Genomic DNA, 11,699 nt, shown 5'->3' on the forward strand with positions numbered 1-11,699 from the left:
ATTTATCACGCTAAATAAAACGTACTTTTTTCAAATACATTATTAGCTGGCTAGGGTTTTCTTAAATAATTACTCGTAAACGCACAGCTATTAATCCAGTGACCGTTTACCATAATGGTCCACTAAAAAACCGCTATTCTGTTATCTCAGAGTAGCGGTTTTTTATTGCTGTCTGTCATAAAATTTTAATAGCGCTTTGTGATAATCGCCATCTCATTATCAAGTTATCAGATTATTAGGGCAAATTATTAATACCGTTATTAATATGACAAGGGCTGGAGAGACATATGCAGAGCCATACCAATCAGGGTAAGACAGTTGCTGTAGGTTCTACTAAAGTAAACCTATTCTTTGGGATACTACTTGCTGTAGTCACCGCTTATTTTATCTGGTGGGGGCTAGAATATACCAATAACTATCCAATTATTTTCATTACCGCCACTGTGTTTGGTGTGTTCATGGCGTTTAATATCGGCGGTAATGATGTTGCCAACTCGTTTGGTACTTCTGTAGGGGCAGGCACCTTAACCATACCACAAGCATTGGGCGTAGCAGCGGTATTCGAAGTCAGTGGTGCGGTCATCGCTGGGGGTGAAGTGACGGATACTATCCGTAAAGGTATCGTTGACTTAAATCCATTATCCATTGAACCGATGCAGTTTGTGTTCTTAATGATGTCAGCGTTGGTTGCAGCCGCATTTTGGCTATTAATAGCGACCAAAAAAGGCTGGCCAGTATCGACAACCCATTCAATCATTGGCGGTCTGGTCGGTGCCTCAATGGTGCTAGGCTTTCAGATAGCCGGCTTTGATGGCTCTGTTGCTACGGTAAAATGGGATAAGATAGGACTGATTGCGGTATCTTGGGTGTTATCGCCGTTATTGGGTGGGGCAGTGTCTTATGCGCTGTTCTATCAGATTAAAAAATACATTTTAAGCTATAACGATTCAGCCGCTGAAGTATTGCAGCGATTGCATGAAAAGAAACGTTTGATTAAACAAGAAGATAAAACTGCTTTTGAGAAATTAAATGAAATTCAAAAGCTAGCCTATACCAGCGCTTTAGCGCGTGATGCTCAGATTTATACCGATGAAGATCTGACTGAAGACGATCTAGATACTGAGTATTTCAAGAAGGTGTATCGACTGGAACGTGAGCGTTATGAAGTCGATGCTTTTAAGGCGTTACAGACTTGGGTCCCTTTAGTTGCAGCCTTTGGCGGAGCAATTATTAGCGCCATGCTGTTGTTTAAAGGTTTAAAAAACCTGCATTTAGGGTTAACGACTTTACATAATTTCCTGATAATGGGTATGGTCTCTGCTGTGATTTGGATGGCGGTATTTATCTATGCCAAATCGCTTGAGAATAATAATAAAAACTTGCCTAAAGCAACCTTCATTCTGTTCAGTTGGATGCAGGTATTTACTGCAGCAGGCTTTGCGTTCAGTCATGGCTCGAATGACATTGCTAACGCCATCGGTCCATTTGCTGCGATTTTAGATGTGTTAAAAACCAATACTATGAATCAGCAGGCAGAGATTCCAACCATAGCCATGGTTACCTTTGGTGTGGCATTAATCGTGGGGTTATGGTTCATTGGTAAAGAGGTGATTCAGACCGTTGGTACTAATTTGACAAAGATGCATCCGGCTTCAGGATTCTCAGCAGAGTTATCGGCCGCAGCGGTGGTGATGGGTGCCTCTTTATTGGGTTTGCCGGTATCAAGTACCCATATTTTAGTGGGTGCGGTACTTGGGATTGGTTTGGTTAATCACAATGCAAACTGGGCACTGATGCGTCCGATTGCCATGGCATGGGTTCTAACCTTGCCAGTAGCGGCGATACTTGCGACCGTGTCGTTTTTACTATTAAACCTGGTGTTTTAACAGCTAGGTTATTTATTAATAAATCAGCTTTAAAAGGACTGCCAATTATCGGCAGTCTTTTTTTATCACTGCGACTTGCACGGTTATCAACTTGAAAAATATTGGTGGTTAGTGTTGAATAACAACGGAACTATAAAATTAGTTGAATTAAGTCGATTTAAATGTAGTAACTAACTTTTAACCCAGTAATTAATTAAATAACTATAAGGAAATATTATGACGATTCAAGCTTATGATGACAGCAATGTGTTTGCAAAAATGTTAGCTGGCGAGATTCCGTGCCACAAAGTATATGAAGATGATAAGACGTTGGCGTTTATGGATATCATGCCGCAAGCAAAAGGCCACGTTCTGGTTATCCCAAAACAAAAAGCGGTTGAGCTTAGCCAGTTAGAGCCAGAATATGCACAAGCGGTGTTAATGACTGCCAAAAAAGTGATGCAAGCACAGCGCACCGTATTTCAACGTGAAGGGGTGATTCAAATGCAGTTAAATGGCGCAGAAGCCGGTCAAACCGTGTTTCACTACCATGTGCATTTAATCCCATCAAACTTCCATGAGCTAGGTAAGCATGCGACTAATCAAGCGGATATGGCTGAGCTGGCAGAACAAGCCAAACAGCTTAGAGAGGCGATTGACGCAGCTTAGTTCATCCCATGGCACAGTAGCGATACGATACATTGATAGACAGTAAGTACAGCCTTACGTTACAGAATAGCCTAAGTATTGTGGCTACTGTGCTCTCATCAGGGTGTTATAAGCATTGAATAGTGTAGATGATGATTTATTAGCTGTATGTTTATACGGATAATTTTATGCTTAATATCCCTATAACCATGATTCATTACTTATGATGGGGTTCTGTTCGGTTGAATAGTAGAGTCGCACAAAGGGGCAGGCTTATTAATCACAGGATGGGTTAATGCTGCTGTTAACGTGATTACTATTAGATTTGTGTGGAGGAAAGGAGTCACTCTTAATATCAACCCATGTTGGTTGAAGCTCGGTACAAAAATAGAGTGTCAGTAATGCTGGCACTTTTTTGAATGGTGTCTTTGGCTGCTATCAGGTTTTGTCATGTAATGTGATTTTTGAGGAAATAAATTAAATGTTTAAATCTTCCAAATCAACCATACTTATACCGGTCTTTGTACCAGCAGTCATTGTGTTGCTGTTGATGGTTTTGGGTACCATAGCGAATCCAGAGCTAGCAGGGGAACTGTTTAGTCAGGCGTTGACCTATACGACTTCAACTTTTGGTTGGTTCTATATGTTGGCGGTTGCCTTATTTTTGATGTTCGTTGTGGTATTGGCGTTCTCATCCTACGGCAACATTAAATTAGGTCCTGATCATGCTGAGCCAGAGTATGACTTCTTAGAGTGGTTTGCCATGCTGTTCTCTGCAGGCTATGGTATCGCCTTACTGTTTTATGGTGTCGCAGAGCCGGTGATGCACTTTTCAGCACCGCCAAGCTCACAGCCTGAGACCATAGCGGCTGCTAAAGAAGCGATGCAAATTGCTTATTTCCACTGGGGCTTTCATATTTGGGCAATTTACGGACTCACCGGTTTGGTGTTGGCCTATTTTGGCTATCGCCAAGGGTTACCCTTATCTATGCGTTCAACCTTATACCCGTTAATTGGGGATAAGGTTTATGGGCCTATCGGTCATATTGTCGATGTGGTTGCGGTACTGGCTACTATTTTTGGTGTTGCCACAACCTTAGGTTTATCAGTAGCACAAATTAACGCCGGTTTAAATTATCTATTGCCGGATCTGGTACCGATAGGCACAATGCCTCAGATTATCAGTATTGCTGCCATTACTGGTGCCGCACTGCTTTCAGTGTTGGCAGGTATGGATAAAGGCGTTAAGCGTTTGTCTGTGTTAAATATGGTATTGGCTACCTCATTAATGGCGTTCGTTTTCGTAGTAGGCCCAAGCGTATTTATCCTAAATGCATTTATGGAAAATACAGGCAGCTATTTAGGCAATATTGTCGAGCGTACGTTTAGCTTACAAGCTTATGTACACAGTGATTGGATTGCCAGCTGGACCTTGTTTATTTTTGCTTGGACCATTGCGTGGTCGCCATTTGTGGGTATGTTTATCGCTAAGATTAGCCGCGGACGTACCATACGTCAGTTCGTGGTCGGGGTGCTTTTTGTACCGACTATCTTTACCTTTTTATGGTTTGCTGTCTTTGGCGATACCGCACTACATCTGATTATGGAACAAGGCTATGACAAGCTAATAACCGAGGTTCAGGCCGACCAAGCGATTGCCTTATTTAAGCTGTTTGAAGTGTTACCTTTTACTCAGCTTATCTCAGCACTAACTGTATTATTGATTATCACCTTTTTTGTGACCTCATCTGATTCAGGGTCATTGGTTATTGACTCTATCGCCTCAGGAGGTCGTCCGACGCCAGCGCTACAGCGTACGTTCTGGGTAGTGATTCAAGGAGTGTTGGCTTCTGTATTATTATTAGCTGGCGGGTTGTCAGCGCTACAAACGGTTGCCATTGTCAGTGCGTTACCTTTCGCTGTGGTATTGTTGATTGCTATGGTAGGGATGTGGCGTGCGCTTGTCATCGAGGAGCATCGAACCGACAGTTTGGCACAAGAAAATCGTTTGCCGCCGCATTTGTTAAATCCAAGCTCATGGCGTGATCGCTTAGACTATTTAACCGACCAACCGACCAAAAAAGAAGTGCTGACTTATATCAAAAAAGTCGCTCAACCTGCAATGGAGCAAATAGCGGGTAGACTTAATGAAAAAGGTTGGGAAGCGGATGTAGAGTATGATGAGGTCAATAGCCGTGTCTATCTAGATCTGAAACGCGGAGAAGAGGTCGACTTTTTATACGAAGTACGCTTGGCTGAACATGAAATTCCAGCATACTATGATAACGACGCAGTAACCGCGGCTCAATCACATCACTATCGTGCAGAAGTATTCTTACGTCGTGGCGGTCAAACTTATGATCTTTATGGCTATAAATCTGATGCAGTGATTAATGATATTATCGATCAACTTGAGAAATATCTACACTTCTTGAATGTATCACCGGACAGTCTGCCATGGCGTATGGAAGAGCATGACGAGGGGTTAGTGGTTGAAACCAAAAGTGAGTTTGACAAATAACATTTGCTCGCATGATTAAACCTAATTAAGCTTGAGTTTTAACGCTCAAGCTTTACAATACTGGCTTATCCTTTGACTCAAAGGGTAAGCCTTTTTTGTTTGGATTTATCATTATCAGTCTAAACTCAAATATTTATTACCATCACTTCAATTATCGATGTAGACTACCATTATGGATCATAGCTTGTTGCAAACAATGACCTCACAGCCTCAGACGTCGCATCCTCTATTAGAGCCGTTGTATATTGGCGGCCTAGAGATACAAAACAGATTGATGGTTGCGCCTATGGCAGGGGTAACGGACAATCCGTTTCGCCGACTGTGTAAGTCTTTTGGTGCCGGGCATGCGGTCAGTGAAATGATGACTGCTGATGCGACCTTGTATGCGCACAAAAAATCATTGTTTAGAGCCAACTTTGATGGTGAGATTGCGCCAATTTCAGCACAGATTGCTGGTGCAGATGTGGACAAAATTGCAGAAGCTGCCCGCTATCAGATCAGTAATGGCGCCCAAATTATTGATATCAACATGGGCTGTCCGGTCAAAAAAGTATGTCGTAAGCTGGCAGGATCAGCGTTACTCAAAGATGAAGAGCTGGTTGCTCGTTTATTAGACGCAACGGTTGCTGCGGTGGATGCACCGGTCACCCTAAAAACACGTCTTGGCTATGAAAACGGTCAAGAAAACATTTTACGCATTGCCAAAAGAGCAGAGGAAGCTGGTATTGCCGCCATTGCTATTCATGGCCGCACACGCGAAGACAAGTATGGTGGTGAAGCCCGCTATGACTTGATACGTGAGGTGAAGCAGCAAGTATCAATTCCGGTGATTGCCAACGGTGATATTGATAGTCCGCAAAAAGCAATTGAGGTGTATGAGCAGACGGGATGCGATGCGATTATGATTGGCCGTGCTGCTCAAGGTCAGCCGTGGTTGTTTCGTGATATCGCTCACTATTTGCAAACCGGTGAGTTATTGGAATCGCCGACTATTGAAGAGTTACGTGAGATTGTGTTGACTCATTTGGAAGAGTTATATAATTTTTATGGTGAGTATTCTGGCTGCCGTATTGCTCGTAAACACATTGCTTGGTATACCACAGGTATCGAAAATTCAAACGCTTTCCGTCAGGCTATGTATAGTGAAGAAACCACAGCCGGGCAGTTTAAAGTGGTTGACAGATTCTTATCGTCACCGCATTTAAAACAAAGTTTTTAAAGCTTATTCCTATCAAAAAAAAGCAGCAACCTGTCTAAGACGAAGTTGCTGCTTTGCTTACAGTCTAAGTATCAATAATAGATATTAGGCAGCGACTGAAGTGAACTGAATCATCTGATTAGGATTCATCGACGAAACCTGCATATCAGAGATTAGTCTGTTATCAGAATTAGAAGCGAAACTGCTAGTAGAACTAATCATCTTATCAAGACTAGATAATGTACCTATATCAGTCAAACCTACGCTTGTTTTCTCGATTAATAGATTATCGAAGCTATCACCTTCTTTGATGGTTTTGAACTCAGAAAGTGCTTTCGCTTGTTTCTCAACATACTCATCAACCACTTTACCAATTTCGTCTTTAGAAATAGTGCTTTTATTTTTAAGTAAGTCATCAATCTGTTGAGCAGTGATTCGCTCACCATTTTTACCAATGATTTCTTCGATTTTCAAATCGTCAGTTTTCTGATAATTTACATAATTTTTAGCATTATCATCTTCTAAGAACCATTGAGACACGGTAATAATTTTTTTATCATTGTGCTTGATAATGAGGTTTGAGCCTTCAACCCTCTCAAAAGTAATCTCTTTTAAGTTGATATCTGCTAAAGACAACTTGTCATTACCGCCGTTATCGGAGATAGAGTCAACCCCATCACCTGTACGATAAACAAAGATATCATCGCCTTTACCACCTGAAATGACATCGTCACCTGTGCCCCCGTCGAGGAAGTCATTGCCTTCACCACCGTTGATGTAGTCATCATCAGCACCGCCGAATAAATAGTCATTACCAGCGTGACCATCTATTCTATCAACACCCTTACCGCCATGGAAGACGTCGCCAAACTTACTACCGTAGAACATATCGTTATATTCTGAACCGATAATCTCTTCAATAGAAGTTAGTTTGTCATTGGTATAGTAGCCGGAATGCTGTTTATTATTACCATGACGGAACTGTATGAGTTCTTCACGTGATCCAGCTCTGACAAGGTGATTGCCAATAACTTCGTGAGCTGCTCTGCCTTCACCAACCCAGCGTTTGACTTCATAGCTACCTGCTGTTGTTTCATTAGTAGCATCAATCCATAAAGCGCCATAGTTACCTCGGCTATAATGAACTTTATCGTAGCCTTCACCGCCGTCAACTTCTAGACGACCACTACCAACAAAGACATTATCATCACCTTTACCTAAGTTAGCAATAATTGTTGTCTCTTTACTTTCAAGAACGTTTCCTGCTTCATCTAATGTAATACCAACACGTTGTAGTACATTGGTGAAGTCAAAAGTAGAGCTTGCATCGCCATCAGTTACGGTCCACTGATTGACACGATTGACGTGAATTTTAGTGATATACGAGTGTTTACCTGTCTTGATACGTTCGCGAGTTTCTGTACCTGCTGTTAGCAATGGTGTGGTAAATAGAATACTTTGGGTTTTTCTTTTAGTTTGACTAACATCGATAACACCGTTAGTAGCATCTAAAACAACAGATTTATCCGCTTGTAGATGTTTGCCTTCTTCAAAAGCATCAACATATGATTTTCCGCTCTTAACATGGGCGCCGAGTCGACTAATACCTGCCAAATCACCGATATTTCTATCCCAGTGTTGTTGAGTAATTGCCACAACTCTTTCGGCTTCTAATACTTTGTTTAAGCCCAAGAAAAATTCCATATTGCTTTCTAAATTGGCTAAATGACGGGCATCATAGCCATTTTCAAAGTAGTTTTTACCGTTTTTAGCTTCCCATTCTAAGATTTTAGAATGTACTTTATCTGCCACATGCTCGAACATAGGCTGTTTGGTGTATTCTAAGATGGTTGTTACCAAACTTGCGACACCAGTGACCAATAAAGCAATTGGCGCACCCACTAAAGTTGCTGAAGAGGCGGCACCAACCCCAGCAGAAATAGCAGAAATCGCGGTGTTAATCGTTGTGACTGAGGCATCAATTGTGCCAGTTTCACGCTGGAAGTCAGCTAATAAAGAATCACCTTCATAGCCAAACTTTTTGAAGTTTTTGGCAAATTCATCAAGCATATTTGCTTGTTTAAATTTATCAGCAACGTTTAAGAAGGCAAGTGGACTAATAGCCATTGCAACGGTTGAGCCAATAAATGCGGCTATTGGGCCAGTTGCAGTTAAACCTGCTGCTGCTCGTTGAGCGATCATATATGAAGAGATGGCTTTGGTCACTGTCCCTAAAGCTTGAGTAGTAAATTCAAAGCCAGCAGCAACTTTTGTATCAGTAGAGGCGTTTTTATCGGCAAGAATAATGGCAATAGAGGCGCTAGATAATAAGCCAGAGATCACATCAAGACCATTAGAGGCATGCTTTAAGACATTGAGGTTTGGATTTTGTAATTTATTACCAAGCCCTCCTAAGCCTTTGATATTTTGTAGTTGTCCACCTATTTTACCAATTTCTTCAGAAAACGTATCGAAGGTTTTTACACCATTTGCTAAGTTATTGATAATAGAGTTGGTAACATCTAGACCTGCACGCGCCAGATCTTCTTGCGCACCACCCTTGCTAATTAGCGTATTTAGACCTTGACCTGCAGAAACCGTTCCTAAGATAGATTTAACACCAGATAAGAACGTATTGAATCGGTTAATCTGGTTTATAGTGCCAGCTACAGAGCCAATTGTATTATATACATGACTGTTTTTCTTTAATAAGTTCTCTAACTGTGGGGCAAATATCACTAACCCGCGCTGAGAAAATCCTAAAATACTTTCGGCTGTAGCAACGCTATTCTTGGCAATAGCAACACCATCTTTACCTTCTCTTTGAACTTCAATACCTAGTTGATTTGCAGAATCTATGATTTCTTTTAATCCATTACCAGTGTTGATATCGTAATCTTTAGGAATGTATAAAATGATTTGTTGAGTACCAGACTTTAAAGCCTGTCCTGTTTGTATTGCCCCATTTCTAATATATCCACCTGCTTGATAGGCACCATTTAGCAAATATTGACCTGCCTTAGTACCACCTTGTTGCAAGGTATATTTTGCTTTGTTAAGATGATCTCTGATGGAGTCAGCAATGTTAGTGGTATTTTGTTGAGATGTAGCCATTATTAAATCTCCTTCATTTTATTCTTAGTATTGTTTTGACTACTTAATTGATTGAATTTTTAATTGATTGACTTTTTTTTCTGCAAGGCAATAGCCAACTCATTTTCATATTGAGCAAACTTTTCCTTGGCATTTTTTACTTTACCTCCTTGAGCATACATTACTCTACCAACGTTTTTATTCTTATCAGTAGATACTCGAATGGCTCGGAATAAGTCTTGGGGGAATAGCTGACGCATATGCTTATAAAGCAAGTCAGAATCACCGAAAGGCGCTATCCAATCAATAATCCATTTTCTATCTCCTGACACCCAATCATCTACGCTTAGTGGTGCAGAATTTGTTACATATTTAACTTCATTTTCAAGATCGAGCAAAGCCCAGCTACAATAAGCAATGGGATAACCATCTCTCATTAATAGTACGAATTGTTGGTTTTCAATAGCAGGAATAACATGCTGTGTGAGGGTGGTAATAGACCAATCTTTATGCATGGGGGAGCTGCCCCATAACCAGGCAATATTGCCCAGTAGGTCAAATGAGTTATTCATGAGGGTCGTCTCTAAACAAAACCATACAGGACGTAGGGTTTATGGGAATTATAAAATATAACAATAGGTTATGACAATAAAAACTTATTTTTTTAGTATAAAAATTTACTTAAAAACGTGTATTTTTTGAGCATTTCCGCCAAACATTTAAACTTATAGAAGTTACTAATTTTTCAAAATTAAGCTTGTCTATGGAAAATTAGTATACTAAACATGCTATGTATAAATATATTTACTAGAATAAATAACCTTATTTAATTCTATAAATTATAAAGAGGTTATTGATGCCTGTTGCTATTGATTTGATCGATTATGCACATTACAACAGGCTCAATGACCTCTGTATTTTTGAGAGGTCTAGCGTTCTTTTAAGCTCTCTGAGAAAGACTCCTCTAGTGGACTGAGTAAGTAGCTAATGACACTACGCATACCCGTTTTAATCTCGACAGTTGCAGTCATACCAGAGGTCAATTCAATCTCATTGCCTTGAGCGTCTATAAGCTTATTATTATCTAAGCTAATAACTGAGCTGAAAACAAGTCCAAGCTGTGGGTGCTCTATCGCATCGTGGGAGATATGCTTTACCTTGCCTGTTAAATAGCCGTAACGACTATAAGGATATGCCTCAACTTTAATAATGGCTTCCTGACCGGGTTTAACAAAACCGATATCCTTGTTTTGAATCAGCGCCGTTACTTCTAAATCATCTGTTTCTGGCGTTATGACCATTAGTGTCTCGGCAGTCGTTACCACGCCACCAACAGTATGTACGTTTAATTGTTGCACAGTACCTGATACAGGGGCTTTAATCATAGCAGCACGTTGTCTTTGCTCACTTCTGTCAACATCAAAGCTTAGCTGTTTTTGATTGTCATCATATTGTTTGAGCTTTTCTAATACATCGCTTTTAAACAGCTGAGTAACCAAATCAATTTCTTTTTTCAAGTGCAGTAAATCATGGTCCAGCTCGCTCAGCTTAGAGCGTTGTACGGCAAGCTCACTTTGAATTTCATTGACTTTGCTTTCTTGTGCTAAAAGCTCATGCTTTGATATGGCCTGTAGTTCTATTAAGCCTTGGTAGTCACGTAACTTTTCACTTTCAATAAGATCAGCACTCTCGTATTTTCTGATATAGCTAGAAACGGTTTGCTTTTCTATTTCCTTATGTTCATAAGATAATATTTTTTGCTGTCTTTGGTTTTGCCACGTTGTAAACTGCTCTTCGATAAGATTTTTAACTCGGGTTTTATCCGCTTCAGACACGGAATCGTATTCAGAACCAGATAAATCTAGAGCTGGTAAAACCCCAGTATCAATAGCTTTAAGTAAAGTTTCGTAGCGATAGTACTCAAGTTTAGACAAAGCTAATGAGGATTGTGCTTTTTGTAAATCTGATTCAGAACCTAGCGCCGATAAATTAATAAGCGCTTGTCCTTTTTCGACGAACTGTCCCTCTTTAACCAGGATATCCTGCACCAGTGCTGTTTCGATAGGTTTAATCTCTTTGCTACGCCCACTAAAGGTGAGGTTACCGTTGGCAACAGCTACAATCTCTACTTTGCCAAAAATTGAAATAAGTAAGGCAATACACAAGCACAGCATAATCAAATAAGCAGCAAGGCGTGGTTTTTTTGAAACTGGAGTTTCAATTAATTCTAAGTGGGCTGGTAGAAACTGATATTCATCAGCCTGTCTCTTAGGGGGGTCTAAATCTTTACGAACACGCCAAACTTCTAACCAAATGTTTTTGTAACGTAAAAAAAACTCATATAACCCCATAATCCATAATTTCATATTGGCTC

The 11,699-nt window shown here is 40.5% G+C and carries 7 protein-coding genes; 4 read left to right on the top strand and 3 right to left on the bottom strand.

What is annotated here, in order from left to right; all coding sequences use genetic code 11:
• Window positions 1-287 precede the first annotated feature (287 nt).
• From A6J60_RS13105 to dusB, 4 genes are all read left to right on the top strand, one after another.
• Window positions 288-1,886, top strand: coding sequence for an inorganic phosphate transporter (locus A6J60_RS13105; RefSeq protein ID WP_096066365.1), 1,599 nt, complete (start codon window positions 288-290; stop codon window positions 1,884-1,886).
• A gap of 216 nt (window positions 1,887-2,102) precedes the next feature.
• Window positions 2,103-2,534: an HIT family protein gene (locus tag A6J60_RS13110; RefSeq protein ID WP_096066366.1), complete on the top strand. Its 432-nt coding sequence runs from the start codon at window positions 2,103-2,105 to the stop codon at window positions 2,532-2,534.
• A 460-nt stretch (window positions 2,535-2,994) separates the two neighbouring features.
• On the top strand, window positions 2,995-5,034 hold the full coding sequence (locus A6J60_RS13115; RefSeq protein ID WP_096066367.1) for a BCCT family transporter: 2,040 nt from the start codon (window positions 2,995-2,997) through the stop codon (window positions 5,032-5,034).
• Window positions 5,035-5,206: 172 nt separating this feature from the next.
• Window positions 5,207-6,253 carry a tRNA dihydrouridine synthase DusB gene (dusB, locus tag A6J60_RS13120; protein WP_193778068.1) on the top strand — a complete coding sequence of 349 codons (1,047 nt, stop codon included), beginning with the start codon at window positions 5,207-5,209 and terminating at the stop codon, window positions 6,251-6,253.
• Between the two features lie 84 nt (window positions 6,254-6,337).
• Here the strand turns inward: dusB and A6J60_RS13125 are convergent, their stop codons facing one another.
• From A6J60_RS13125 to A6J60_RS13135, 3 genes are all read right to left on the bottom strand, one after another.
• The gene (locus A6J60_RS13125) at window positions 6,338-9,346 is read right to left on the bottom strand and encodes a hemolysin (protein ID WP_102993975.1); all 3,009 of its coding nucleotides are present in this window, start codon (window positions 9,344-9,346) and stop codon (window positions 6,338-6,340) included.
• A 59-nt stretch (window positions 9,347-9,405) separates the two neighbouring features.
• Window positions 9,406-9,897: a toxin-activating lysine-acyltransferase gene (locus A6J60_RS13130; protein WP_096066368.1), complete on the bottom strand. Its 492-nt coding sequence runs from the start codon at window positions 9,895-9,897 to the stop codon at window positions 9,406-9,408.
• A gap of 357 nt (window positions 9,898-10,254) precedes the next feature.
• Entirely contained in the window at window positions 10,255-11,691 is a 1,437-nt protein-coding gene (locus A6J60_RS13135; RefSeq protein WP_096066369.1) for an HlyD family type I secretion periplasmic adaptor subunit, read from the bottom strand.
• Window positions 11,692-11,699 lie beyond the last annotated feature (8 nt).

The organism is Psychrobacter sp. FDAARGOS_221 (genome assembly GCF_002313155.2).
GTDB lineage: Bacteria > Pseudomonadota > Gammaproteobacteria > Pseudomonadales > Moraxellaceae > Psychrobacter.

Coding starts and splice junctions, on each gene's coding strand:
- A6J60_RS13135 (WP_096066369.1), bottom strand. CDS start 11,691: ATGAAATTATGGATTATGGGGTTATATGAGTTTTTTTTACGTTACAAA.
- A6J60_RS13110 (WP_096066366.1), top strand. CDS start 2,103: ATGACGATTCAAGCTTATGATGACAGCAATGTGTTTGCAAAAATGTTA.
- A6J60_RS13105 (WP_096066365.1), top strand. CDS start 288: ATGCAGAGCCATACCAATCAGGGTAAGACAGTTGCTGTAGGTTCTACT.
- dusB (WP_193778068.1), top strand. CDS start 5,207: ATGGATCATAGCTTGTTGCAAACAATGACCTCACAGCCTCAGACGTCG.
- A6J60_RS13130 (WP_096066368.1), bottom strand. CDS start 9,897: ATGAATAACTCATTTGACCTACTGGGCAATATTGCCTGGTTATGGGGC.
- A6J60_RS13115 (WP_096066367.1), top strand. CDS start 2,995: ATGTTTAAATCTTCCAAATCAACCATACTTATACCGGTCTTTGTACCA.
- A6J60_RS13125 (WP_102993975.1), bottom strand. CDS start 9,346: ATGGCTACATCTCAACAAAATACCACTAACATTGCTGACTCCATCAGA.